Origin of the sequence: Mesorhizobium sp. LjNodule214 (assembly GCF_964252735.1) — a bacterium.
Classification (GTDB): domain Bacteria; phylum Pseudomonadota; class Alphaproteobacteria; order Rhizobiales; family Rhizobiaceae; genus Mesorhizobium.
On sequence record NZ_CAXUPE020000001.1, the window covers coordinates 538,053 to 560,325 of the forward strand.

Here is a 22,273-nt window from a genome sequence, read left to right on the forward strand (position 1 = left end):
AGCCTGTTAACCTATTGTAAACAAAGAGATTGGAGGCCGCCGAACGGCAGACTGTGCACAGTCACAGCGTTGTCACTGATTAAAAAATAGGCAATTTTTTAAAAATGCCTATTCGGCAGGCTGAAGCAGAATGCAGCCCGCGTCCTGTCCTGCTCAACGCTTGAGCCGGATCAGCCCTTCCTGGGCAACGGAGGCGATCAGCGTGCCGTCGCGGGCAAACAGCGAGCCGCGCGTGAAGCCGCGCGAGCCTTGAGTCGAGGGGCTGTCCTGCGTGTAGAGGATCCAGTCGTCGAGCGGATGGCTGCGATGGAACCACATGGCGTGGTCGAGGCTGGCCGCCTGGATGTCGCGGTCGAAAATGGCGCGGCCATGCGCGAAGGTTGAGGTGTCGAGCAGTGTCATGTCGGAGAGATAGGCGAGCACCGCCGCCTGCGTGGCCCGGTCGGCCGGCACTGGCCCTGTGGTGCGGATCCAGATGTTCTGCTCCGGCTCCAGCTTTTCGCGGCTCGTATAGTGCTTCAGCATCACCGGCTTCATCTCGATCGGCCGGTCGCGGTCCCAGTAGCGCTTGATGCCTTCCGGAACCGCCTCGCCGAACTTGCCGAGCAATTCGCGCTGCGACAACAGGCTGTCGGGCGCCGGCACGTCCTGCGGCATCGGCACCTGGTGCTCGAGACCGACCTCGTCCTGCTGGAACGAGGCTTCCAGCGAGAAGATCGCCTGGCCGTGTTGGATCGCCACCACGCGGCGCGTGGTGAAGGAGCCGCCGTCGCGGATGCGGTCGACCTCGTAGACGATCGGCACCGTGGTGTCGCCCGGCCGCATGAAATAGCCATGCAGCGAATGCACGTGGCGCTCGGGCTCGACCGTGCGCTGGGCGGCGACCAGCGCCTGGGCGATGGTCTGGCCGCCGAAGACGCGCTGCCAGTCGAGCTTGGGGCTGCGACCACGGTACAGGTTGTGTTCCAGTTGCTCGAGGTCGAGAATACCGAGAAGCTCGTCCATGGCCGCTGTCATGTTTCGCGCTCCTGCCGCGGAAATGTTATGGCGGTTTCCGACAGGAATGACGGGCAGTCAAGGCCGAATGGCCGGACATGGCCGGCCAGGGCCAGGGCCACGAAAGGAATTTGTCATGGTTGACCGCAAGGCGGATGCAAAAACCCGGGCCTCGCTCGACGTGCTGGTCGCCGGCGCCGGCTATGTCGGCCTGGCCAGCGCCGTAGCGCTGAAGCAGGCGCGTCCCAGCCTCGCCGTCGCCGTGGTCGACGCCGCGCCCGCCGGCGTCTGGCAAAGGGACGGCCGCGCCTCGGCGATCGCAGCCGCCGCCTGCCGCATGCTGGAGCAGCTTCAGGTCTGGAACGAGATCGCACCGGAGGCGCAGGCGATCACCGACATGATCATCACCGATTCGCGCACATCCGATCCGGTGCGTCCGGTGTTTCTCACCTTCGACGGCGAGGTGGCGCCAGGCGAGCCTTTCGCGCATATGGTCGCCAACAGGGATTTGAACGGCGCCTTGCGCCGGCGCGCCGAAAAGCTCGGCATCGACATCATCGAGGGCCTTGCCGTCAGCGCCTTCGACACCGACGGCGCCGGCATCACCGTGCATCTGGCCGACGGCGCGACGCTGAAGGCGCGGCTATTGGTCGCCGCCGACGGCGTCAATTCGAAGCTGCGCGACATGGCCGGCATCAAGACGGTGAAATGGGAGTATGGCCAGTCCGGCATCGTCTGCACCGTCGCGCATGAGCGCCCGCACAATGGCCGCGCCGAGGAGCATTTCCTGCCCGCCGGCCCCTTCGCCACATTGCCGCTCAAGCCGGACAGCAACGGCACCAACCGCTCGTCGATCGTCTGGGTCGAACGAACAGAGGATGCGCAAAAGCTGGTCGACGGCGACGACCTCGTCTTCGAGCACGAGCTCGAGCAGCGTTTTGGCCTCAAGCTCGGCGCGATCCACGTCGCCGACAAGCCACGCGCCTGGCCGCTTGGCCTCACCCTTGCCCGCGCCTTCGTCGCGCCGCGCATCGCGCTCGCGGGCGACGCCGCGCACGGCATCCACCCGATCGCCGGCCAGGGCCTCAACCTCGGCTTCAAGGATGTGGCCGCGCTTGCCGAAGTGGTGGTCGAGGCCGACCGCCTCGGACAGGACATCGGCGCGCTCGACGTGCTCGAGCGCTACCAGCAGTGGCGGCGCTTCGACACCGTGCAGATGGGCATCACCACCGATGTGCTGAACCGGCTGTTTTCCAACGACATCGGCCCGCTGCGCACTGCCCGCGACATCGGCCTCGGCCTCGTCGAGCGCATGCCCAAGCTGAAGGATTTCTTCATCCGCCAGGCCTCGGGGCTTTCAGGCGACACGCCAAGGCTGTTGAAGGGCGAGGCGATCTGAGCCTTGCCGCTCAGTTGACTTCGAAGCCCAGCTTCTGCCGCAGCCGCAGAATGCGCTGGTCGGCTATCTCCAGTTTTTTCTCGCCGCCCTGGGCCGCACGGTTCACCATCTGCAGCAGATCGTTTCGCTCGGCCATGTCGAGACGTTCGCGCAGGAACGGCGCCAGCTTGTCGATGACGATCGTGGTGTCGTCGATCTGTGCTGCCGCCCATTTGGCATAGACCACGGCCTCGTCGGTCTTCTTCTTGTCGGCAATCTCCGAGATCACCGAGCGGATGACGGCTTCGCGCTGCGGCAGCACGGGACCATTTTCGGAGACGATGGCTGTAATCAGCGTCGCAGCGGCCACCACCGGATCGTCGATCGCCGTCAACGGCGACAGCGCCGCCTGCTTGCGCAACTTCTTGCGCCGGATGCTGCCTTGCACGCGCCCGACGACGTCCGCGACCTCGCGCGCCGCGTCGTTCATGGCCTTCATCCGGTACCACCAGAATGCCGCCGCCCCCAAAACACCAAGGATAGCAAGCAGGAAAGGCATGTCGAAATCCCCCAAAACCGCGGCGAGGATAAGAGAAGTATCGCCTTGCTTCAACACTCTAAAGTTGCGACTGCGAAGAAATCCGAAGTGTTCCATTCAGGCATTTTAGATACCGCAATCGGAGTCCGCGGTTTCAGGTCACCGGCCGCAAGAGTGGGAACAGGATGCCGGGCTATGACCCGGGCACGTTGTAGATCGCGCGGACTTCGATCGTGCCGAGTTCGGCCAGCGGAATGTTGCCCGCGATCGCCAGAGCTTCTTCGAGGTCCTTCGCTTCGATCATGACGAATCCGAGCAATTGCTCCTTGGTTTCGGCGAAGGGACCGTCGATGACCAGCCGCTTGCCCTTGCGCCGCCGCACCGACTTCGACGTCTTCACCGATTGCAGCGCCTGCGCGATGATCAGCTTGCCTTGCTGGTCCAATGACCTGTCATAGGCCAGCGAATCGGCGTCGAGCTTGGCCGACCCCTCGGCGGTGAGCGCGTAGAGGTCTTTTTCCTTGCCATAGACCAGGCAGACATATTTCATTTCCGGCACCCTTGCTGTGACGAACCATAGGATGCGGTGACGACGCTGTCAGCGGCGCCTTTGACTGCCGCCGCGTGATCGAGAAGGCATGCCGCGACCGCGATGATCGCGACCGCCGCCAGCAACCGGCCGAAGCCGGACCGCGGCGGATGCAGCCAAAAATCTTCCTGTCGCCCGGCCTTGCAGCCTGACCTCTTCCATAGGGCGAAAAACAGATTGTCCATCTTGAACCTCCATCCGGCCACGAACCCATGGCCGCCCGCAGGACGGACGAGGCGGATGGAAGTCGACATTCTTGCACGCACATTTTTTCAGAATTATTTTCGCCGCCGCCGACATTGCATGACCGCTCGCGGTGGCCTTCCCGCGCGCCCGCGCTATAGTTCGGAGGAACGCCGCCGCCCGGCCGGCGCAACGACGACAATCAAGGAGGACTTCATGGACCGCACCGCAAACGCCGTCTGGCAAGGCAATCTGAAAGAGGGCAAAGGCACGCTCGACGCGCAGAGCGGGGCGCTCAAGGGCACGCCCTATTCGTTCAAGGCGCGCTTCGAGGACGAGAGCGGCAAATCCGGCACCAACCCGGAAGAGCTGATCGCCGCAGCCCACGCCGGCTGCTTCGCCATGCAGTTCTCGCATTTCCTGGCCGAGAACGGCACGCCCGCCGACCAACTCGACGCCAAGGCCGTGGTCACGCTCGTTCCCGGCACCGGCATCACCGGCAGCGCGCTTACGGTGGTCGGCAAGGTGCCGGGCATCGATGCCGCCAAATTCCAGGAATTGGCCGAAAAGGCCAAGGCCGGCTGCCCGGTGTCGAAAGCGCTCGGCGCCATCAATGTATCGCTCGACGCCAGGCTCGGCTGAACGAGACGACCTTGTGTCGGAAAACGCCGGTCTCGGGGCCGGCGTTTTCGTTTGCCGATCAGGAGCGTCCTTCGCCGGTCAGGGCGTCGATGCGCGCACGCAACTGCGCGAGCTCTTCCTCGAGAGCCTCAACCCGCGCTTCCAGGTCGGAGGTTGGTGGAGAACGCTGAGGAGCGGCCGTAGCCACCGGCATCTGAACGGCTCCGGACAACAGATGCGCATAGCGCTCTTCGCGCTGGCCGGGTCCGCGCTCGAGCAGCACGACGAGCGGCGGCCTGCGGCCGATCAGGAGGTCGAGATCGGCGCGAAGCGCCTCGATCGACGAGAACCGCGCCATGCGTTCGGCCCGCGCCAGCAATTCATAGGCTGTCTGCGGCCCGCGCAGCAGCATCAGGCCGAGCACCGCGATCTGCGAAGAGGTGAGCGAAAAGCGCTGCGCGACGGTATGCTCATAACGCTCGACGCGAGAGGCGAAGGCCCGCCTGACCAGGCCTTTCTGCTCGAGCTGGCCGAACGCCCTTGCGACCTCAGCGAGCTCCAGCGCCATCACCGGCTCGCGCGCCGTCTTCTGGTTGGCGGCCGCATGCGCGGCATTGAGCGTCAGCGGATAGATATCCGGCGTCAGCTCCTTCTTCTCGATCAGGCAGCCGAGCACGCGGGCTTCGGCGGGTGAGAGGATGGGAAGGTCGGCGTCGGTCATCGGATCGGCTACTGCTGCTCGTTCTTGGCGCGGTGATTTTGACAGACATCCGCGCGCCGCGACAGGGCAGACTACGACAGGAGAGGCATAGAACCTAAACCCGCCGTTCCACCATCATCTTCTTGATCTCGGCGATCGCCTTGGCCGGATTCAGCCCCTTCGGGCAGGTCTGGGCGCAGTTCATGATGGTGTGGCAGCGATAGAGGCGGAACGGGTCCTCGAGATTGTCGAGCCGCTCGCCCTTGGCCTCGTCGCGGGAATCGATCAGCCAGCGATAGGCCTGCAGCAGCGTCGCCGGACCGAGATAGCGCTCGCCGTTCCACCAGTAGCTCGGGCACGAGGTCGAGCAGCAGGCACACAAGATGCATTCGTAGAGCCCGTCGAGCTTCTCGCGGTCCTCATGGCTCTGCAGCCATTCCTTGGCCGGCTCCGGCGACACCGTCTTCAGCCACGGCTCGATCGAGGCATGCTGGGCGTAGAAATTGGTGAGGTCGGGCACCAGGTCCTTGACCACTTGCATATGCGGCAACGGATAGACCTTGACGGCGCCGGAAATGTCGTCGCAGCCCTTGGTGCAGGCCAGCGTGTTGGAACCGTCGATGTTCATGGCGCAGGAACCGCAAATGCCCTCGCGGCAGGAGCGGCGAAGCGTCAGCGTCGGATCGATCTTGTTCTTGATCCAGAGCAGCGCGTCGAGCACCATCGGCCCGCAATCGTCCATGTCGACGAAATAGGTGTCGATGCGCGGGTTCTCGTCATCATCGGGCGACCAGCGGTAGATACGGTATTCGCGCAGATTGGTGGCACCCTCCGGCTTCGGCCAGGTTTTTCCCGCCTTGATCTGCGAATTCTTGGGGAGCGTGAGTTCGACCATTACCTGCGGTCCTTTCGGATGACGAGCTTCAGCCCGGACCAGACTTCATTCACGGCGGCGACCTTGACGTCGACCAGGTCGCGCTTCAGCGCCTCGGCGCGAATGACGTCCTCGGTGACGTCGGTCGGCACCTTCGATGCCTTCTTCGGCCACGAGACCCAGACCATGCCGTCGCGCTTGATCGCCGTTTCGACAGCGCCGAGACGATCCTCGATCTCGGCGCGCTGCCGGGTGAAAGCGTGGACGGCATCATACTTCTGGCGGCCCGAGATCGCCGACCATTCGGCCAGCCGGTCAACCTGGGCGAAATTGACGGCATCGGCCAACTCGTCGAGTTCCGGCGGCAGAGCGATGAAAGCGGCGACCATCCCGTCCTTCAGGCCGAGCTTGGCCGGAAGGGGTGTGCCGGAATATCCCGCCAGCGCCATCGCTCAGTACACCCTGGCCTTGGGCGCGATCTTGGCCGGGTTGATGCCGCCATCCGCTTCCTTGAGCAGCAGCTCGGTGTGCACCGGCCTGTAGCTCAGCGTCACTTTGCCAGCTTCGTTGACGCGAGCCAGCGTATGCTTGCGCCAGACCTTGTCGTCGCGCGCCGTGAAGTCTTCGCGCGCATGCGCACCGCGGCTCTCCTTGCGCGCCGCTGCGCCATGGACGGTGGTGATGGCGTTGGCCATCAGGTTCTCGAGCTCCAGCGTCTCGACCAGGTCGGAGTTCCAGATCATCGAGCGATCAAAGACTTTGAGGTCCTTGAGCTCGCCCCAGATGGCAGAAATGCGCTTGCAGCCATTGTCCAGCGATTCCTGGGTACGGAAAACCGCTGCGTCTTCCTGCATCGCCTTCTGCATCTTTTCGCGTACCACCGCCGTCGGCGTCGAGCCATTGGCGTGGCGCAGCCGGTCGAAGCGATCCATGATCTTCTCGACCGAGGCTTCGTTGGGCGAGGGAATGGCCGATTTGCGGTCGATCACCTGGCCGGCGCGGATCGCCGCAGCGCGCCCGAACACGACCAGATCGATCAGCGAATTCGAGCCGAGCCGGTTGGCGCCATGCACGGAGGCGCAGCCGGCCTCGCCCACGGCCATCAGCCCTGGCAACACCTGGTCCGGGTTCTTGGCCGTCGGATTGAGCACCTCGCCCCAGTAATTGGTCGGGACGCCTCCCATATTGTAGTGGACCGTCGGCAGCACCGGGATCGGCTCCTTGGTCAGATCGACGCCGGCGAAGATTTTCGCCGACTCCGAAATACCCGGGAGCCTTTCGTGCAAAACGGCCGGATCGAGATGGTCGAGATGCAGGAAGATGTGGTCCTTCTTCGGGCCAACGCCGCGCCCCTCGCGGATCTCCAGCGTCATGCAGCGCGAGACCACGTCGCGCGAGGCAAGATCCTTGGCCGACGGCGCGTAGCGCTCCATGAAGCGCTCGCCCTCGGAATTGACGAGATAGCCGCCCTCGCCGCGCGCGCCCTCTGTGATCAGGCAGCCGGCGCCATAGATGCCGGTCGGGTGGAACTGCACGAATTCCATGTCCTGCAATGGCAGGCCCGCACGTGCGGCCATGCCACCGCCATCGCCCGTGCAGGTATGCGCCGAAGTGGCGGAGAAATAGGCGCGGCCATAGCCTCCGGTGGCCAGAACCACCATCTTCGCCGAGAAGCGGTGGATCGTGCCGTCGTCGAGGTTCCAGGCAACGACGCCGGTGCAGGTACCGTCCGGCTCCATGATCAGGTCGAGTGCGAAATATTCGATGAAAAACTGCGCATTGTGCTTCAGCGACTGGCCGTAGAGCGTGTGCAGCATGGCGTGGCCGGTGCGATCGGCGGCGGCACAAGTGCGCTGCACCGGCGGGCCTTCGCCGAAATTCATCATCATGCCGCCGAACGGCCGCTGATAGATCTTGCCCTCTTCGGTACGCGAGAACGGCACGCCGTAATGTTCAAGCTCGTAGACGGCGGCCGGCGCCTGCCGGACCATGTATTCCTGCGCGTCGATGTCGCCCAGCCAGTCCGAACCCTTGACCGTGTCGAAGAGATGCCATTGCCAGTTGTCGGGGCCCATGTTGGCGAGCGATGCGGCGATGCCGCCTTGCGCCGCCACCGTGTGCGAGCGGGTCGGGAACACCTTGGTGATGCAGGCGGTGCGCAGTCCCTGCTCGGCCATGCCGAGCGTGGCGCGCAGGCCAGCACCGCCGGCGCCGACGACCACCACGTCGAACTTGTGGTCGACATAGGTGTAGGCGGGAGCCGTGCTGGCGGCTTTTGCGTCCTTGGCCAAATTCAGCCTCCGAATGCCAGTTTGAGCAGGGCGAAGAGCGAGGCGACGCCGACCGCTATGGAAAAGAAAGTGTTGAGTGCGATCAGCGCCAGCTTCATGCCCTCGCCATGCACGTAATCCTCGATGATGACCTGCATGCCGAGCCGCATATGGTAGAGCCCGGAGATCAGCACCAGCGCCAGGATCAGCGCCACGAACGGATTGGCGAGCGCTGCCCGCACCTCGGCATAGCCGGCGCCGTTGAGCGCGATCAGGAAGCCGACGAAGAACAGCGTCAGCGGGATGTTGGCGATTGCGGTAAGGCGCTGGCGCCAGAAGTGCTCGGTACCCTCGCGGGCCGAGCCAAGGCCACGGACCTTGGCCAGCGGCGTGCGCATATCGGTATTCTTGCCGCTCATGGTCAGGCTCCCCGCGCCATGTAGCCGGCGATCCAGATAAGCAGCGTCAGCGCGATCGAGCCGGCGAGCGTCGCCCAGGCAATCTTCGAGGCGGTGTGCTTCTCGAGCCCGACGCCGGTGTCCCAGACCAGGTGGCGCACGCCGCCCAGCATGTGGTGCATCAAGGCCCAGGTGTAGCCGAACAGCACCAGCCGCCCCAGCCACGAGCCGAAGGCCCAGTTGACGAAATCGAAGGTGGCCTCGGTACTCGCCGCAGCCATCAGCCAGAGCGCCACCAGCAGTGTGCCGAAATAGAGGGCGCCGCCGGTGATGCGATGGATGATCGACATCGTCATGGTGATCGGCGGCCGGTATACGGTCAGGTGTGGCGAAAGCGGCCGTTCACGTCTGGCAGTTGCGCGGGTGGCTGGTGATTTGCTCATGGCTCCCCCAGTTCGACGTCGCTCAAGCCCCAGGCGGAAAAGCGGCATCGCCGCTTCCGGATGCGACTTCGGACAGCCGGTTTCTAATGCTCTTTTTGCACCGCGTCAAAGCCAGAAAATCGTTTTGGAAACGTCATTTAGTCTGACAAATTGGCAGTCTTTTGCTTCAATCGATTAGGGCACCGTCTCGAAGCCGGCGCAACGTTCGCTGCAGTGCGGTATGCCGGTAGCACCGCATTACCGTGTGCATGTCAGCGGCGTCTTTCCGCCCTTCATCACCAGCGCGTCGCGACCGTCGATCACGATTGCGTCATGTGCGATGCCGAAGCGGCTGTTCTGGTTGGCGGGCGAAGCCGGCAGATCCTCGCTCGTGCCGTCGGGACCGAGCACGCGCAGCGACGTGCCGTGGTTCTCGATGGTCATCCTGCCGCCGTCGGCGCAGTTGTAGGTCGCGGTGCGCGGCTGCGGCGCCGTCAGGTCGGTGGCAGTGGGGGCGACGGCATTTCCAGCCTTCGGCGCGCTGTTTTGCGGCACGCAGGCCGCTACGGCCAAGAGCAGCAAAACCAACGGCGCCACCCGAAATGTCCGGCGAAACGCCATATGCTGTCCTCCCGCGCGGCAAGCTAGCCGCGATGTCTTGCCAAGATCAAGCTCGCTCTATGTCAACCCACCGTGCGGCGCTGTGCGATGGTGCGGGCAAGCATGGCCGAAAGATGGCTACCGGCGGCGGGATATTAACCATGTTCATCAAGATCCTGCCGCCGAAGCCGCCTAGCTATTAACAAAGGTTAAGAAAAGGTTAATTTCTGATTCGAACAGGCTCCAGACCAAAAGGTCGAAGATCACGGAGGACGCCATGCGTTCGAATTCGGGCAGACTGCGCCTCGCGGCGCTCACGCTGGCGGCGCTGGCCGTCGGCTTTACGGCTCCGGCCAGTGCCGGGCTGAGACACCATGATCGCGTCTATGCCGATTCCTTCGGCAATCTCGTCATCGACAGCGCCGCCGGCTACAAGCGCATCATCGTCGGCGAGGGAAAGCTGGCCAAGGAATTGTCCGACTACACCGGCGCCGACCAGCCCGACGTGATCTATGAAAACGAATCGGACGATGTCTCGGGCCACGGCTGCTACCAGCCGCCGGTCTTCGTGAAAGGCCGCTCCTATATGTACGGCCTTTCCGACGGCGAGATGCCGAACCTCAGCCCCTGCCGCTGACCTTGGGCATCGCGCGGTCTTGCCGCGCGACCGGCCCGGCCGAGACGCGCACGCAGTCGCGGCCGCTGCCCTTTGCCTGATACAGCGCCTCGTCGGCGCGCCGTAGCAGATCGGAAAAATCTTCGCCCGCATGAAGCTCGGCGACGCCGAAGCTGGCGGTGCAGCGATGTTCGACTGGCAGGCTGTCGATGGGCAGCGCGCCGAAAGCGCTGCGCGCGCCTTCGGCGAACAGGCGCGCGGCCGCGAGGTTGGTGCCCGGCAGGATGATGGCGAACTCCTCGCCGCCGATGCGGCCGGCGACGTGATGCTCGGCCGCTGCCTCGCGCAGGAAGCCGGCAAACGTCTCGATGACGCGGTCGCCGGAGGCGTGGCCAAAACTGTCGTTGATGCTCTTGAAATGATCGAGATCGGCGATCACCAGCGCCACCGGAACGCCCTGGCGCACCGCGTCCTTCAGCGCGATCTCGGCATGGCGCTCGAAGCCGCCGCGGTTGAGCAGCCGCGACAGCGTGTCCGTCTCCGACTTCGACGTCGCTTCGGCCAGCACGTCGCGCACCAGGATGGCCAGCGCCAGCAGCGCCAGCGCGAAGCCGAACACCGTGCCGAGCGATTGCGACACCAACGCGTAGACGGTCTGCCCATAGGCCTGCGGATTGGCGCCCCAGCCACCCAGCGCATGCGCAATGAACGGCTTCGAGGCGAATTGCACGGCACTGGCGGCCAGAACGGCCATCAGCAGGACATCGAGCCGCCCGCGCCTTTGCCTGGACGACCAGACGATGCCGAGGGCCGCGAACTGCATGGCGGCGTAGGGAAGCTGGTAGGCCATCATGCGGGTGAGCGAATGGCGCGGCAGATCCTGCACGAACCACACCGCAACCGAAGCGACGGCCAGGAAGGCCAGCATCGGCGGCCAGGGCGGCGTCACACCGTATTTATGGGCCAGCCCGCCATTGAAGGCGATGGTGGCGCCGAGGAACACGGCAAAGGCCGTGACAACCACCGGCCGGGCATTGTCGAAGGCCGGGATGCTGAATTCGATGGCGAAATAGGCCATGCCCAGCATGTAGCCGAACGCCAGCCAGCGCGCCGACACGCGGCCCACGTCGTGGATGGCGATCATCATGAAGGCCGCCGCCAGCAGCCCGGCGACGAACAGATTGATAATCAGAATGAATTCGGCGCTGCCCATGGTTCTTCTTACCCCGCAGGACAGCAAACCATCGACGGGCGAAAAAGACGTTAACAGGATCGCTTTGGCAGGTGCCTCAACTTACCCGAAGCTGGCGTTCTCCGGAACGAAGACGGTTTCCGCCCGCTCAAAGGACAGGCGCACGCTGTCGCGGCCGTTCTTCTTGGCCTTGTAGAGCGCCTCGTCGGCGCGCTGCATCAGTGGCGCCAGCCCTTCATCGCCGGTACGGGCGGCGACGCCGAAGCTTGCCGTCACCCTGACACCCGGCGGCAGGGTGGTGACGCCGCCGGACGAATAGAGTGAGCGGATCGCCTCGGCGAACAGGCGCGCCGAAGCCAGGTCGCACAGCGGTAGGAGCACGGCGAACTCCTCGCCGCCAATGCGGCCGGCAGCACCCCGCGTGCCGGTGGCGAAGCTCAGCTTGGCGGCGAAATCGGCGATGACCCTGTCGCCCGCCGCATGCCCGTGCTGGTCGTTGAGCGCCTTGAAGTGATCGAGGTCGGCCAGCACCAGCGCAACCGGGAGCCTGGCCGAGGCGCACTGCCGCAAAAGCAGAGTTGCCCGTTCCTCGAAGCCGCGTCGGTTGAGCAGGCCGGACAGCGGATCGGTGTAGGTCTCGGCCTTCAGCGCCTTCATCACGTCGAGCGCGGCTGCGGTAAACAGCGAGAGCGCGATCAACAGCGACAACAGCGCCTGCGACAGCAGCGCCGTCGTCCAGTAGGACGAGGAATAGAATCCGTCATAGGTCGTGAAGGGGCCCTGCACGACGACGATGGCGAGGGTACGGCCGATGAAATTGAGCCCGGAAAGCAGCGCCAGCACGAACAGGATCATCTCCGTCGGGCCATTTCTGCGCACGGTGCGCAGTTCCGCCGCGACCAGCAGGCTGAGGCCGCCGAAACCGAAATTCATCGCCAGGATCCGCCATGTCAGGTCGGGCTGGACGAACAGGAACCAGCACAACGCCGACAGGCCGCCGCCCGCCAGAATGCCGATCCCGACATAGGGCACGCGCCGCCCGTAGCGCGCCACGATCGCCCCGGCCAGGCAGCAGGCGGCAATGGTGAAGCATATGTTGGACAGGAGCTTGGTCGGCGCCATGCCGATCGGCAGCGTGAAATACTGCAGCAGGAAACCCGCCGGACAGAAGGCATAGCTGAGAGCCAGCACGGCCAGATACGGACGGTGGCGCTGATGGAACCACAGCACGAGGAACGCAGCGCCGAGCGCCAGCGCTATCGTCGGATTGAGCAGCGCTATGAATAGGCCTGTGTCCAAAGGACCGTGACTTCCCCTCGCTTACGCCGGGGAAAACGTTAGACCCTAAGCCCAAACAAGCAGTTAAACGTCGCCGGAAATATGCCGGGATCGTCTCCTATCGGCGGGCCGCCGGCGCGATTCTTCAAAGCAAAACCCAGAGCCGCATCGCGGTCTCGGGGTCTGGCATGGGTTCGCAACGGATTGCTGAGGCTCGGACCTATTTCCAGTCGCGGATGTCGACGAAATGGCCGGCGATCGCCGCCGCCGCCGCCATCGCCGGCGACACCAGATGGGTGCGGCCCTTGAAGCCCTGCCGTCCCTCGAAATTGCGGTTCGAGGTCGAGGCGCAGCGCTCATGCGGCTTCAGTCGGTCGTCGTTCATGGCCAGGCACATCGAGCAGCCCGGCTCGCGCCAATCGAAACCGGCGGCGAGGAAGATCTTGTCCAGACCCTCGGCCTCCGCCTGCTCCTTGACCAGGCCGGAGCCCGGCACGATCATGGCATTGACGCGCGCATTGACGGTCTTGCCTTCGACGACCTTGGCGGCGGCGCGCAGATCCTCGATGCGGCCGTTGGTGCAGGAGCCGATGAAGACGCGGTCGAGCGCGATGTCGGTGATCTTGGTGCCCGGCGTCAGCCCCATATAATCGAGCGCGCGCAGCTTCGAGGTGCGCTTGTTCTCATCGATGATATCTTCCGGGTTCGGCACGATGCCCTGCACCGAGACGACGTCCTCGGGCGAGGAGCCCCAGGAGACGATCGGCGGCAGTTTCGCCGCGTCGAGCACGATCACCTTGTCGAAATGCGCGCCTTCGTCGGACTGCAGCGTCTGCCAATAGGCAAGGGCCGCATCCCAGGCGGCGCCCTTGGGCGCGCGAGGCTTGTCCTTGACGTAGGCGAAGGTCGTCTCGTCGGGCGCGATCAGGCCGGCGCGAGCGCCGCCCTCGATCGACATGTTGCAGATCGTCATGCGGCCTTCCATCGACAGCGCGCGGATCGCCGCGCCGGCATATTCGATGACATAGCCGGTGCCGCCGGCGGTGCCGATCTCGCCGATGATGGCGAGGATGATGTCCTTGGCGGTGACGCCTTCCGGCAGCACGCCGTCGACGCGCACCAGCATGTTCTTGGCCTTGCGCTGGATCAGTGTCTGCGTCGCCAGCACATGCTCGACCTCGGAGGTGCCGATGCCATGCGCCAGCGCGCCGAAGGCGCCATGCGTGGAGGTGTGGCTGTCACCGCAGACGATTGTCATGCCGGGCAGCGTAAAACCCTGCTCCGGTCCGATGATGTGGACGATGCCCTGGCGGATATCGTTCTCGGAATAATATTCGATGCCGAAATCCTTGGCGTTCCTGGCCAGCGCCTCGACCTGGATGCGGCTTTCCTCGTTCTTGATGCCGAACTTGCGCTCCGGCGAGGTCGACACATTGTGGTCGACGACGGCCAGCGTCTTTTCCGGATGCCGGACTTTGCGGCCGGTCATGCGCAGGCCTTCGAAGGCCTGCGGGCTGGTCACTTCATGGACGAGGTGACGGTCGATGTAGAGCAGACAGGTGCCGTCGTCCTGGCGATCGACGACATGGTCGTCGAAGATCTTGTCGTAGAGGGTGCGCGGTGCGCTCATGTGCGTAAATCCGTCGATATGAAAATGGGGAAGAGGTAAGCGCCGGAAGCCATCCGGCCCGGCGAAATCGGCTTGGTGAGTTCGGCCTAGCTAAGTCGGCTGGTCAGCGCGCCGCAGACGCGCGCGGAAAATCGCGACGGCAGGCGTTTTCTGTCCTGCAGCACGAAACCCTTGTAGGCCGGATCGCCAAAAAGCTCTTCCATGGCGCTGCTCATACCAACGTTTTGGCTTTTCGGCAATTGCGGTTGCCTGGCGCGGCTCTGCCTTCTCCTTGTTGTGGGAGAAGGAAAGATGCGCCCCGCTCAAACCACCTCGAACACGAACGTCTTCACCAGCGCCTCCGGATCGCCGATCGCATAGCAGCGGAACCACGGGCTTTCCTCGACCGGCCGCCATTTCTTCGCCTGTTCCAACTCATCAAACACCGCCTGGAACCCGCCGCTCGCAAAAACCTGGTCGCGGACGGTGAAGATGGCGTGGCCGCCCTTTTTCGTGATGCGCACCAGTTCATGCAGGCCGGAGGCCGGCGCATGGCCGATGGTGAACACGCCAGTCGAGAAGAAGACGCGGAAATGCCCGTCCGGCCAGGGCAGCGGACCGCCGAGCATCGCCTTCTTCAACTCGCTGTAAGCATTGCGGCTGCCGGCGATCTTCAGCATGTCGTCGGACAGGTCGAGCCCGGCAATGTCATGATAGCCCAGCGCCTTCAGCGAAGGCCCGGACAGGCCGGTGCCGCACCCGGCGTCGAGGAGTGGCCCTTCGCCCAATGGCACATGACGCGCCACCCAGGCGGTGATCAGGAACGGCAGCAGATAGCCGAGCGAGGCGGTCTCGCTGTCATAGGTCGCGGCCCATGCCGCATAGGCCTTGGCGAGCGCTTCCGGCGTATCGGCCGCATAGACGGAATCCAGCGCCGCATTGGCCTTGTCGACGATCATGGGGTTCTCCGGAACGGCTCGCATTTTGCAATCGTAGCGCCGTCTTTGCCGGACTTCTATTCCCCGTGCTGTTTTCGCAGCCGCTTCTCCAGCGCCCGCAAGGCCAGCGACAGGCCGACCGTCAGGATGAGATAGATGTAGGCGACGATCGAGTAGGTCTCGAAGAAGCGGAACGAGCCGGCGGCATAGACCTTGCCCATCTGGGTGATGTCGGCGACGCCGAGCACCGAGACCAGCGAGGAATCCTTGACCATCGCGACGAAGTCGTTGCCGAGCGGCGGCAGGATGGTGCGGATCGCCTGCGGGAAGACGATCAGCCGGAAGCGCTGCGCACGCGTCAGCCCGAGCGCCTTGGCCGCCTCGATCTGGCCCTTCTCGACCGCCTGGATGCCGGCGCGGAAAACCTCGGAGATGAAGGCCGAATAGCCGATGGTCAGCGCCATGATGGCGCGCCAGAGCAGCGACACGTCGCGCACCAAAAGCTCGCCGAGGAGACCGGCATTCTGCAACGGTGCGGTCACAGCGTTCCACGCCGCGACGAAGGCCGGCGCGCCGGCGAAGGCGATCCAGAACAGTAGCACCAGGATCGGCACGCCGCGGATGATCTCGACATAGAAGCGCGCGACCTGGCGCAGCACACGCGAGCCGGACAATCCCATCAGCGCGATGCCGAGCCCGATGGCCGAGGCCAGCGCGAAGGCGACCACTGTGACGAAGACGGTGATGCCGATGCCCTTTGAGACGGTGGCAAAGACCTGGGCGTAGAGGTCGCTCGCGGCGATGAAGATGGCGGCCGCAAGCGCGAGCGCCGCGGCTACGGCCAGCCACCAGGGGAACTCGGATTTGGGGGTGGAAGATGCGGGCGTTGCCATCAGGCGATGCCGGTGACAGAGTGAAGAAACGAAGTCCTCGCGGATTTCCGCCCGCACCCATCGCGCATCACTCGCGGCAAGACGAGCTCACTGCCCCATCTTGTAATCAAGAAACCACTTCTTGTTCAGCGCATCCAGCGTGCCATCCGCCTTCAGCGCGGCAATCGCCGCGTTGACCGGCTTCACCAGATCCGACCCCTTCGGGAAGATGAAGCCAAAGTCCTCGGTGCCGAGCGGCCCGCCGATCAGCTTCAGCTTACCTTCGGAGGCATCGACATAGCCCTTGCCGGCGGTGCCGTCAGTGAGCACCACGTCGACGTCGCCGGACTTCAGCGCCTGCACCGTGGCGCCGAACGTCTCGAACAGTTTTATCCTTGGGTTCTGCTCATTGCCGTCGAGCACGCTGTAGACGGCGGTGTAGAACGGCGTCGTGCCGGCCTGCGCGCCGATCAGCCCGTCCTTGAAGGCGCCGAAGGTCTTGGCGTCGGTGAAGCGGCTTTCATCGCCGCGCACCAGCATGAACTGTTCCGAGCGCATATAGGGGTCGGAGAAGTCGACCTTCTCCTTGCGGTCGTCCTTGATGGTAATGCCGGTCATGCCGATGTTGTACTGGTTGTCGGAAACCGCCTGGATCATCGCGTCCCAGGAAGTGTTCTGATACTCGACCTTGAAATTCAGCCGCTTAGCGATCTCGTCCATCGCGTCATATTCCCAGCCGATTTGCTTGCCGGTCTTGGAATCGATGAACTGCAGCGGCGGATAGGCGTTTTCGGTCACCACCACCACCTTCTTACCGCCGAGGTCGGGCAGCGCTTGCGCCCATGCGGCGACGGGCGCGAGAAGGCAAGCCAGCAGGCCGGCGAGCAGCAGTTTCGATTTGGTCATGACACACTCCCGGAACGTGAAGCGCCCCGATCCGTCCGGGGCCTGCAGGAAAATCCGGCGCCGACTTTAGCTTTCCGCAAGCGCCTTGCAAGCCGATCCGCTGCACCGCTTGGCGCGATAGCGGATTCCCATGCCTTCAATCGGCGGATTCCGGAACGATCGTGTCGCGGTGGGGATCAGTCGCGATCCGCCGCATTCTCGGTAGCGTTCCGCAACCGAGCGACCAAGCGGGTGACCGTCTGGTGCAAGGCTTTCAGCTCGCCAGGCTCCAGCGGCATGCTGCAGGCAAGCCCGGAGGACACCTCCTTCATCCGCCCACGCAGCGCCTGGCCCTTGGCGGTCGGCTCGACCAGCACGCGGCGCTCGTCCGCCGCGTCGCGCCGGCGCGTGACGAGACCACCTGCTTCCAGTCGCTTGAGCAGCGGGGTCAGCGTCGCGGAATCCAGGCCCAGCGCCGCGCCAAGCGCGCCCACTGTGCTCGGCGCGTGCTCCCACAGCGCCAGCATCGCCAGATATTGCGGATAGGTGAGCCCGAGCGGATCGAGCAGCGGCCGATAGAGCTTCGTCATCAGCCCGCTCGCCGAATAGAGCGCGAAGCATAGCTGCTGGTCGAGTCGCGGAACCGGAAAAGTCCCGGCGGCAGCCGCCGGGACGTCGCAGGCACTCTCTGTGGTCTTTGTCGTCATGCTGCCTTTGCCGGAAGCGCCACTGCCGAAAGCGTCACCTCGACATTGCCCTTGATGGCGTTGGAATAGGGGCAGATCTGGTGCGCCGCCGATACAAGCGCTTCCGTGGCCGCCTGATCAAGACCTTTCGTCTCCGCCGACAGCGAAACGCCAAGCGCGAAACCGCCCTGGCCATTGGGGTGCAGGCTGACTTTGGCCGTCACCGCAGCATCCTCGAGTGACAGCTTCTGCTTGCCGGCGATGAAGCGCATGGCGCTTTCGAAGCACGCCGCATAGCCGGCAGCAAACAGCTGCTCCGGATTGGTGGCGCCACCCTTGCCGCCCAGTTCCTTCGGCATGGCAAGGTCGACGCTGAGCAGCCCATCATTGGTCCGGACATGGCCGGCGCGGCCGCCGACGGCGCGGGCTTCGGTGGAGTAGAGTGCAGGCATTTCGTTTCTCCAATTGATTTGTGCACGATTGTTTAGTGTACAAGACAATTGGAGTCAACCAAAGCTGGGGCAGATTTTCCGCCTGGAGAGCAAGCCGGTCCCATCGGGATGGGCTCTGCCTGCCTGCAAAACGAAAAAAGGCGGCCGAAGCCGCCTTTCCGAAGCATGCGTCTCGAAAAACTTATACTTATTCGGCGGTAGCCGCTTCCGCGGCCTTGGCGGCCTCTTCGGCGGCCTTCTTCTCAGCCGCTTCCTGGGCGGCCTTCTCGGCGGCCAGCGCCTGGGCGGCGGCCACCTTCTCGGCCTCGATGCGCGCCTTCTCGGCGTTCAGCGCATCGCGCTCTCCGTCGTTCAGCTTGCGGGCGCGCACGCCGGTGTTTTCCGAAATACGGGCCGACTTGCCGCGACGGTCACGCAGGTAATAGAGCTTGGCGCGACGCACCTTGCCGCGGCGCACGATCTCGACGCCCTCGACCATCGGCGAATAGACCGGGAACACGCGCTCCACGCCTTCGCCGTAGGAGATCTTGCGGACGGTGAAGTTTTCCTGGAAGCCGGCGCCGGAGCGGGCGATAACGACGCCCTCATAGGCCTGGACGCGGGTGCGGGTGCCTTCGGTCACGCGGACCTGGACACGCACGGTGTCGCCGGGCTGGAATTCGGGAAGCTTGCGCTTGGCTTCGATCTTGGCGGCCTGTTCGGCCTCGAGCTGACGGAGAATATCCATCTGTAAAAATCCACTTCTTGTTCTTCCGACAGTCAGAGCGTCCGACACTCGCCTTGCAGTTCCATTGACCGCTCGGCTATGCCCTTTGTTGGAAACATCGGGCAGGGGCGACTACACCGTCATTGTTGACGGGCCAGAAGATCGCGCTTGGCAGATTGTTCTTCCGGTTCGGGCGGGCACATACAGCTATTTCGACGCTTTGTCACGCCTTGGCCCTGTCTTTTTTGCGCGCATGCCATCACGCAATTGTCCCGGGCGGGGTTGCGCCCACTGCTCAAGCTTCCTAATCCGGGCAAAACACAAGTCCCGGCGCCATCCTCATGTCTGTTTTCGACGCTGTCCTGCTCTTTGCGGCGGGCTTTCTGTCCGGCGCCGCCAACGCGGTCGCCGGCGGCGGCACATTCATCACCTTCGGCGCCATGACGCTGGTCGGCCTGCCGCCGATCGTCGCCAACGCCACCTCCTCGGTGACGCAGTTCCCCGGCTATATAACCTCGACGCTCGCTTACTGGGCCGACATCAAACATTTCTGGCGAGGCGCGCTGCTGCTCTGCCTGCTCTCGGCGGCCGGCGCGCTCACTGGCGCGCTCATCCTGCTCGCGCTGGACAATCCGTCGTTTCGCGCCATGGTCCCCTGGCTGCTGCTCGCCGCGACCGCTCTGTTCGCCGCCGGGCCATGGCTGAAGCCGGCGCCGAAGCCGGATCATGAAGCGTCGGTCGGCTCCCTCGTCGGCTCGCTGGCGCAGTTCCTGACCTCTATCTATGGCGGCTTCTTCGGCGCCGGCATGGGCGTGATGATGCTGGCGACACTGGGGCTCACCCAGAGCGGCGACTACCATCGGCTGAACGCGCTGAAAAACATGCTGGCCGTGGTCATCGCCGCCATCGCCATCCTGGTCTTCGTCTCGGGTGGCGTCGTCGCCTGGCCACAGGCGATCGTCATGATCCCGGGCGGTGCGCTGGGCGGCTATGCCGGGGTCTGGATCGCCAAGCGCGTGCCGCAGAATGTCGTGCGCGGCTTCGTCGTCGCCGTCGGCCTCTTTCTCGCCTTCTACTATTTCGCCAAGGGCTGAGCGGCAAAGAGATCAGGCCGCCGCTCTTTCGTCAGCTTTTCGGCCTCGACGCGCCGCCACGCGGCGATCTTCTTGTGGTTGCCCGAAATCAGCACCTCGGGGATCTGTCGGCCCTCGAATTCCTGCGGCCGCGTGTAGTGTGGATGTTCGAGCAGGCCGTTCTCAAAACTTTCTTCCTCGCCCGACACCGCATTGCCCATGACGCCGGGCAAAAGCCGCACCACGGCGTCGAGCAGCACGAGTGCTGCCGGCTCGCCGCCGGACAGAATGAAGTCGCCGACCGAAATCTCTTCCAGCCCGCGCGCCTCGATCAGCCGCTGGTCGACGCCTTCGAAGCGGCCGCAGAGGATGACCGCGCCCGGCCCCGCCGCCAGTTCGCGCACGCGGGCCTGCGTCAGCGGTTTTCCACGCGGGCTCATCAGCAGTCTTGGACGCGCATCGCCCGGCGGTGAAGCATGGTCGATCGCCCTGGCCAGCACGTCGGCGCGCATCACCATGCCGGCGCCGCCGCCGGCCGGCGTGTCGTCGACGGTGCGGTGCTTGTCGGTGGCGAAGTCGCGGATTTGGATCGCTTCCAGCGACCATGTGCCGGCCTCCAGCGCCCGTCCGGCCAGCGACAGGCCGAGCGCGCCCGGAAACATCTCGGGATAGAGCGTCAATACCGAAGCAGCAAAGCTCACCGGTTGCCCCCGGCGTCCCTCGGTCCGCGCGGTCGGCCCTTCGGGTCGAAACCGTCGCGGCCGGGCGCCTCGCCCTCTTCGTCTTCGACCAGGCCGGCGGCTGCCGGATCGACGCGAACAAACCCTTCGGCGATCGACACTTGCGGAACGGCGGCTTGGGTAAACGGGATCAGCACGCCCTTGCGGCCGCCAAGCGTCACGTCGAGGATGTCGCCGCCGCCGAAATTGTGCACGGCCACGACCTTGCCGATCTCGGCGCCGGTGTCGTCCCTGACCGCCAGCCCGACGAGGTCGGCATGGTAGAACTCATCCTCCTCGCCATCGTCGGGCAGCATCGAGCGGTCGACGAACAGTTCGGTGCCGGCGAGCGCCTCGGCGGCATTGCGGTCGCTGATGCCCTTGAACCGCACCACGACCACGGTGTTGGCCGGCCTGATGTCGATGATCTGGAAGGCGCGGCCGTCCCTGGCATAGAGCGGCCCGTAGTCGGCCAGCGCCAGCGGCTCACCGGTAAACGTCTTCACGCGCAGTTCGCCCTTGATGCCATGCGCGGCGCCGATCACGGCCATCTGGACGGGGTTCTGGGGCTTGCTCATGGCGAAAGGTCCTTTGCCTTGCTCTAGCCCTAGCCGGTTGTCATTTCAATGACGGGCTCTTCACCGCTTCCTAACCCGGCCGGCCGAAAATGCCCGGGAACTGGAAGAACGCTATGCAGGAATTCCTCATCCCGGCGAAACCCGACCTTCACGCGGCGCGCGAAAGCTGGCTGAAGATGCTGGCGCGCGAGCGCCGACTGTCGCCTGAGACAGTCGAAGCCTATGAGCGCGACACGCGCCAGTTCCTGCATTTCCTGACCGGACATTGCGGCGGCCCGCCCGGCATTTCGGATATCGCCGATCTGCGCCCGGCAGACCTGCGCGGCTTTCTCGCCGCCCGCCGCAACGCCGGCGCCGGCGCCCGCACGCTCGGCCGGGGGCTGGCCGGCATCCGCTCGCTGCTGCGCTTCCTCGAGCGTCGCGGTCTCGCCAATGCGGCGGGTGCGGCAGCGCTGCGCGCGCCGCGCCAACCAAAGTCGCTGCCCAAGCCACTGACCGCCAGCGACGCAAAACATGTCGTGTCGGTGGAGGGCCAGCTGGCCGAAGAGCCATGGATTGCCGCCCGCAACGCCGCCGTGCTGACGCTGCTCTACGGTTCGGGTCTGCGCATTTCCGAGGCGCTCGGCCTCAGCGGCGCCGACCTGTCGTCGGAGGGCGACACCGTGCTGCGCATCACCGGCAAGGGCGGCAAGACGCGGCTGGTGCCGGTGCTGCCGGTGGCATTGAGGGCAGTTGCCGAATACCGCAAGCTCTGCCCCTATCATATCGACCCGAAGGGCCTGCTGTTTCGCGGCGCGCGCGGCGGTCCGCTCAATCCGGCCATCGTCCAGCGCGAGATGGCAAAACTGCGCTCGGCGCTCAACCTGCCCGATACGGCGACGCCGCATGCCTTGCGCCATTCCTTCGCCACGCATCTGCTGGGACGTGGCGGCGACCTCAGAACCATCCAGGAACTGCTCGGCCATGCCAGCCTGTCGACCACTCAGATCTACACCGGCGTCGACACGGCAAGGCTGCTCGAAATCTACGACTCCGCGCATCCGCGGGCGTGAACCCTTCAAATTTGCGGCGCCGATTAACGGTTTTGCCGCTTTTTTCCC

27 protein-coding genes are annotated in these 22,273 nt (G+C 64.6%); 5 read left to right on the forward strand and 22 right to left on the reverse strand.

The window, feature by feature from the left end:
- Nucleotides 1-153: 153 nt before the first annotated feature.
- Nucleotides 154-1,017 (reverse strand): acyl-CoA thioesterase II, encoded by an 864-nt coding sequence (tesB, locus tag ACSQ3Z_RS02600; protein WP_006206119.1) that lies wholly within the window; start codon nt 1,015-1,017, stop codon nt 154-156.
- A 115-nt stretch (nt 1,018-1,132) separates the two neighbouring features.
- Here tesB and ACSQ3Z_RS02605 point away from each other — a divergent pair, with 115 nt between their 5' ends.
- Nucleotides 1,133-2,395, forward strand: a complete 1,263-nt coding sequence (locus ACSQ3Z_RS02605; protein WP_436169823.1) for a ubiquinone biosynthesis hydroxylase — start codon at nt 1,133-1,135, stop codon at nt 2,393-2,395.
- A gap of 10 nt (nt 2,396-2,405) precedes the next feature.
- Here ACSQ3Z_RS02605 and ACSQ3Z_RS02610 read toward each other — a convergent pair whose 3' ends face one another.
- From ACSQ3Z_RS02610 to ACSQ3Z_RS02620, 3 genes are all read right to left on the reverse strand, one after another.
- Entirely contained in the window at nt 2,406-2,933 is a 528-nt protein-coding gene (locus ACSQ3Z_RS02610) for a hypothetical protein (RefSeq protein ID WP_436169824.1), read from the reverse strand.
- 172 nt (nt 2,934-3,105) lie between these two features.
- Nucleotides 3,106-3,462: a YciI family protein gene (locus ACSQ3Z_RS02615; protein WP_436169825.1), complete on the reverse strand. Its 357-nt coding sequence runs from the start codon at nt 3,460-3,462 to the stop codon at nt 3,106-3,108.
- Nucleotides 3,459-3,686: a hypothetical protein gene (locus ACSQ3Z_RS02620; protein WP_436169826.1), complete on the reverse strand. Its 228-nt coding sequence runs from the start codon at nt 3,684-3,686 to the stop codon at nt 3,459-3,461. Before ACSQ3Z_RS02620 ends, ACSQ3Z_RS02615 begins: the two co-directional genes overlap by 4 nt.
- A 214-nt stretch (nt 3,687-3,900) precedes the next feature.
- Here ACSQ3Z_RS02620 and ACSQ3Z_RS02625 point away from each other — a divergent pair, with 214 nt between their 5' ends.
- A complete protein-coding gene (locus ACSQ3Z_RS02625) occupies nt 3,901-4,326 on the forward strand; it encodes an OsmC family protein (protein ID WP_436169827.1) in 426 nt (141 codons plus the stop codon).
- 58 nt (nt 4,327-4,384) lie between these two features.
- Here the strand turns inward: ACSQ3Z_RS02625 and ACSQ3Z_RS02630 are convergent, their stop codons facing one another.
- The 7 genes from ACSQ3Z_RS02630 to ACSQ3Z_RS02660 all read right to left on the reverse strand — a co-directional run bounded on the left by ACSQ3Z_RS02630 (nt 4,385) and on the right by ACSQ3Z_RS02660 (nt 9,590).
- Nucleotides 4,385-5,026, reverse strand: coding sequence for a YceH family protein (locus ACSQ3Z_RS02630; protein ID WP_436169828.1), 642 nt, complete (start codon nt 5,024-5,026; stop codon nt 4,385-4,387).
- Between the two features lie 94 nt (nt 5,027-5,120).
- Nucleotides 5,121-5,900 (reverse strand): succinate dehydrogenase iron-sulfur subunit, encoded by a 780-nt coding sequence (locus ACSQ3Z_RS02635; protein ID WP_436169829.1) that lies wholly within the window; start codon nt 5,898-5,900, stop codon nt 5,121-5,123.
- Nucleotides 5,900-6,328: a DUF3052 domain-containing protein gene (locus ACSQ3Z_RS02640; protein ID WP_436169830.1), complete on the reverse strand. Its 429-nt coding sequence runs from the start codon at nt 6,326-6,328 to the stop codon at nt 5,900-5,902. The genes ACSQ3Z_RS02635 and ACSQ3Z_RS02640 overlap by 1 nt, the downstream gene beginning before the upstream one ends.
- Nucleotides 6,329-6,331: 3 nt before the next feature.
- Entirely contained in the window at nt 6,332-8,170 is a 1,839-nt protein-coding gene (gene sdhA, locus ACSQ3Z_RS02645) for a succinate dehydrogenase flavoprotein subunit (RefSeq protein ID WP_436169831.1), read from the reverse strand.
- Between the two features lie 2 nt (nt 8,171-8,172).
- Nucleotides 8,173-8,568, reverse strand: a complete 396-nt coding sequence (sdhD, locus tag ACSQ3Z_RS02650; RefSeq protein WP_006202213.1) for a succinate dehydrogenase, hydrophobic membrane anchor protein — start codon at nt 8,566-8,568, stop codon at nt 8,173-8,175.
- Nucleotides 8,569-8,570: 2 nt separating this feature from the next.
- Nucleotides 8,571-8,990, reverse strand: a complete 420-nt coding sequence (sdhC, locus tag ACSQ3Z_RS02655) for a succinate dehydrogenase, cytochrome b556 subunit (RefSeq protein ID WP_436169832.1) — start codon at nt 8,988-8,990, stop codon at nt 8,571-8,573.
- A 237-nt stretch (nt 8,991-9,227) separates the two neighbouring features.
- The gene (locus ACSQ3Z_RS02660; protein ID WP_436169833.1) at nt 9,228-9,590 is read right to left on the reverse strand and encodes a hypothetical protein; all 363 of its coding nucleotides are present in this window, start codon (nt 9,588-9,590) and stop codon (nt 9,228-9,230) included.
- Nucleotides 9,591-9,846: 256 nt separating this feature from the next.
- Here ACSQ3Z_RS02660 and ACSQ3Z_RS02665 point away from each other — a divergent pair, with 256 nt between their 5' ends.
- Nucleotides 9,847-10,206 carry a hypothetical protein gene (locus ACSQ3Z_RS02665; protein ID WP_436169834.1) on the forward strand — a complete coding sequence of 120 codons (360 nt, stop codon included), beginning with the start codon at nt 9,847-9,849 and terminating at the stop codon, nt 10,204-10,206.
- On the opposite strand, the gene ACSQ3Z_RS02670 is transcribed toward ACSQ3Z_RS02665, so the two are convergent.
- The 9 genes from ACSQ3Z_RS02670 to rplS all read right to left on the reverse strand — a co-directional run bounded on the left by ACSQ3Z_RS02670 (nt 10,190) and on the right by rplS (nt 18,824).
- A complete protein-coding gene (locus tag ACSQ3Z_RS02670; RefSeq protein WP_436169835.1) occupies nt 10,190-11,398 on the reverse strand; it encodes a diguanylate cyclase domain-containing protein in 1,209 nt (402 codons plus the stop codon). The two genes, ACSQ3Z_RS02665 and ACSQ3Z_RS02670, sit on opposite strands and share 17 nt — an antisense overlap.
- A gap of 81 nt (nt 11,399-11,479) precedes the next feature.
- The gene (locus ACSQ3Z_RS02675) at nt 11,480-12,676 is read right to left on the reverse strand and encodes a diguanylate cyclase (RefSeq protein WP_436169836.1); all 1,197 of its coding nucleotides are present in this window, start codon (nt 12,674-12,676) and stop codon (nt 11,480-11,482) included.
- A 199-nt stretch (nt 12,677-12,875) separates the two neighbouring features.
- On the reverse strand, nt 12,876-14,285 hold the full coding sequence (leuC, locus tag ACSQ3Z_RS02680) for a 3-isopropylmalate dehydratase large subunit (RefSeq protein WP_436169837.1): 1,410 nt from the start codon (nt 14,283-14,285) through the stop codon (nt 12,876-12,878).
- A gap of 302 nt (nt 14,286-14,587) precedes the next feature.
- Nucleotides 14,588-15,223, reverse strand: a complete 636-nt coding sequence (locus ACSQ3Z_RS02685; protein WP_436169838.1) for a class I SAM-dependent DNA methyltransferase — start codon at nt 15,221-15,223, stop codon at nt 14,588-14,590.
- Between the two features lie 56 nt (nt 15,224-15,279).
- A complete protein-coding gene (locus ACSQ3Z_RS02690; RefSeq protein WP_436169839.1) occupies nt 15,280-16,095 on the reverse strand; it encodes an amino acid ABC transporter permease in 816 nt (271 codons plus the stop codon).
- Between the two features lie 87 nt (nt 16,096-16,182).
- Entirely contained in the window at nt 16,183-16,980 is a 798-nt protein-coding gene (locus tag ACSQ3Z_RS02695) for a transporter substrate-binding domain-containing protein (RefSeq protein WP_436169840.1), read from the reverse strand.
- A gap of 176 nt (nt 16,981-17,156) precedes the next feature.
- Entirely contained in the window at nt 17,157-17,666 is a 510-nt protein-coding gene (locus tag ACSQ3Z_RS02700; protein ID WP_436169841.1) for a MarR family winged helix-turn-helix transcriptional regulator, read from the reverse strand.
- A complete protein-coding gene (locus tag ACSQ3Z_RS02705; RefSeq protein ID WP_436169842.1) occupies nt 17,663-18,097 on the reverse strand; it encodes an organic hydroperoxide resistance protein in 435 nt (144 codons plus the stop codon). The genes ACSQ3Z_RS02700 and ACSQ3Z_RS02705 overlap by 4 nt, the downstream gene beginning before the upstream one ends.
- Nucleotides 18,098-18,284: 187 nt before the next feature.
- The gene (gene rplS / locus ACSQ3Z_RS02710; protein WP_436169843.1) at nt 18,285-18,824 is read right to left on the reverse strand and encodes a 50S ribosomal protein L19; all 540 of its coding nucleotides are present in this window, start codon (nt 18,822-18,824) and stop codon (nt 18,285-18,287) included.
- Nucleotides 18,825-19,144: 320 nt separating this feature from the next.
- On the opposite strand from rplS, the gene ACSQ3Z_RS02715 reads away from it, so the two are divergent.
- Nucleotides 19,145-19,897, forward strand: a complete 753-nt coding sequence (locus ACSQ3Z_RS02715; protein ID WP_436169844.1) for a sulfite exporter TauE/SafE family protein — start codon at nt 19,145-19,147, stop codon at nt 19,895-19,897.
- Here ACSQ3Z_RS02715 and trmD read toward each other — a convergent pair.
- Nucleotides 19,879-20,577 carry a tRNA (guanosine(37)-N1)-methyltransferase TrmD gene (trmD, locus tag ACSQ3Z_RS02720; protein ID WP_436169845.1) on the reverse strand — a complete coding sequence of 233 codons (699 nt, stop codon included), beginning with the start codon at nt 20,575-20,577 and terminating at the stop codon, nt 19,879-19,881. The two genes, ACSQ3Z_RS02715 and trmD, sit on opposite strands and share 19 nt — an antisense overlap.
- Entirely contained in the window at nt 20,574-21,173 is a 600-nt protein-coding gene (gene rimM / locus ACSQ3Z_RS02725) for a ribosome maturation factor RimM (protein ID WP_436169846.1), read from the reverse strand. The genes trmD and rimM overlap by 4 nt, the downstream gene beginning before the upstream one ends.
- 113 nt (nt 21,174-21,286) lie before the next feature.
- Between rimM and ACSQ3Z_RS02730 the strand changes: the two genes are divergently transcribed.
- Entirely contained in the window at nt 21,287-22,225 is a 939-nt protein-coding gene (locus tag ACSQ3Z_RS02730) for a tyrosine recombinase XerC (protein ID WP_436169847.1), read from the forward strand.
- Nucleotides 22,226-22,273 lie beyond the last annotated feature (48 nt).

Excerpts from the sequence above, each read along its gene's own strand:
- tesB (WP_006206119.1), bottom strand. The coding sequence starts at position 1,017 with ATGACAGCGGCCATGGACGAGCTTCTCGGTATTCTCGACCTCGAGCAA.
- ACSQ3Z_RS02605 (WP_436169823.1), top strand. The coding sequence starts at position 1,133 with ATGGTTGACCGCAAGGCGGATGCAAAAACCCGGGCCTCGCTCGACGTG.
- ACSQ3Z_RS02610 (WP_436169824.1), bottom strand. The coding sequence starts at position 2,933 with ATGCCTTTCCTGCTTGCTATCCTTGGTGTTTTGGGGGCGGCGGCATTC.
- ACSQ3Z_RS02615 (WP_436169825.1), bottom strand. The coding sequence starts at position 3,462 with ATGAAATATGTCTGCCTGGTCTATGGCAAGGAAAAAGACCTCTACGCG.
- ACSQ3Z_RS02620 (WP_436169826.1), bottom strand. The coding sequence starts at position 3,686 with ATGGACAATCTGTTTTTCGCCCTATGGAAGAGGTCAGGCTGCAAGGCC.
- ACSQ3Z_RS02625 (WP_436169827.1), top strand. The coding sequence starts at position 3,901 with ATGGACCGCACCGCAAACGCCGTCTGGCAAGGCAATCTGAAAGAGGGC.
- ACSQ3Z_RS02630 (WP_436169828.1), bottom strand. The coding sequence starts at position 5,026 with ATGACCGACGCCGACCTTCCCATCCTCTCACCCGCCGAAGCCCGCGTG.
- ACSQ3Z_RS02635 (WP_436169829.1), bottom strand. The coding sequence starts at position 5,900 with ATGGTCGAACTCACGCTCCCCAAGAATTCGCAGATCAAGGCGGGAAAA.
- ACSQ3Z_RS02640 (WP_436169830.1), bottom strand. The coding sequence starts at position 6,328 with ATGGCGCTGGCGGGATATTCCGGCACACCCCTTCCGGCCAAGCTCGGC.
- sdhD (WP_006202213.1), bottom strand. The coding sequence starts at position 8,568 with ATGAGCGGCAAGAATACCGATATGCGCACGCCGCTGGCCAAGGTCCGT.
- sdhC (WP_436169832.1), bottom strand. The coding sequence starts at position 8,990 with ATGAGCAAATCACCAGCCACCCGCGCAACTGCCAGACGTGAACGGCCG.
- ACSQ3Z_RS02660 (WP_436169833.1), bottom strand. The coding sequence starts at position 9,590 with ATGGCGTTTCGCCGGACATTTCGGGTGGCGCCGTTGGTTTTGCTGCTC.
- ACSQ3Z_RS02665 (WP_436169834.1), top strand. The coding sequence starts at position 9,847 with ATGCGTTCGAATTCGGGCAGACTGCGCCTCGCGGCGCTCACGCTGGCG.
- ACSQ3Z_RS02670 (WP_436169835.1), bottom strand. The coding sequence starts at position 11,398 with ATGGGCAGCGCCGAATTCATTCTGATTATCAATCTGTTCGTCGCCGGG.
- leuC (WP_436169837.1), bottom strand. The coding sequence starts at position 14,285 with ATGAGCGCACCGCGCACCCTCTACGACAAGATCTTCGACGACCATGTC.
- ACSQ3Z_RS02685 (WP_436169838.1), bottom strand. The coding sequence starts at position 15,223 with ATGATCGTCGACAAGGCCAATGCGGCGCTGGATTCCGTCTATGCGGCC.
- ACSQ3Z_RS02690 (WP_436169839.1), bottom strand. The coding sequence starts at position 16,095 with ATGGCAACGCCCGCATCTTCCACCCCCAAATCCGAGTTCCCCTGGTGG.
- ACSQ3Z_RS02695 (WP_436169840.1), bottom strand. The coding sequence starts at position 16,980 with ATGACCAAATCGAAACTGCTGCTCGCCGGCCTGCTGGCTTGCCTTCTC.
- ACSQ3Z_RS02700 (WP_436169841.1), bottom strand. The coding sequence starts at position 17,666 with ATGACGACAAAGACCACAGAGAGTGCCTGCGACGTCCCGGCGGCTGCC.
- ACSQ3Z_RS02705 (WP_436169842.1), bottom strand. The coding sequence starts at position 18,097 with ATGCCTGCACTCTACTCCACCGAAGCCCGCGCCGTCGGCGGCCGCGCC.
- rplS (WP_436169843.1), bottom strand. The coding sequence starts at position 18,824 with ATGGATATTCTCCGTCAGCTCGAGGCCGAACAGGCCGCCAAGATCGAA.
- ACSQ3Z_RS02715 (WP_436169844.1), top strand. The coding sequence starts at position 19,145 with ATGTCTGTTTTCGACGCTGTCCTGCTCTTTGCGGCGGGCTTTCTGTCC.
- rimM (WP_436169846.1), bottom strand. The coding sequence starts at position 21,173 with ATGAGCAAGCCCCAGAACCCCGTCCAGATGGCCGTGATCGGCGCCGCG.
- ACSQ3Z_RS02730 (WP_436169847.1), top strand. The coding sequence starts at position 21,287 with ATGCAGGAATTCCTCATCCCGGCGAAACCCGACCTTCACGCGGCGCGC.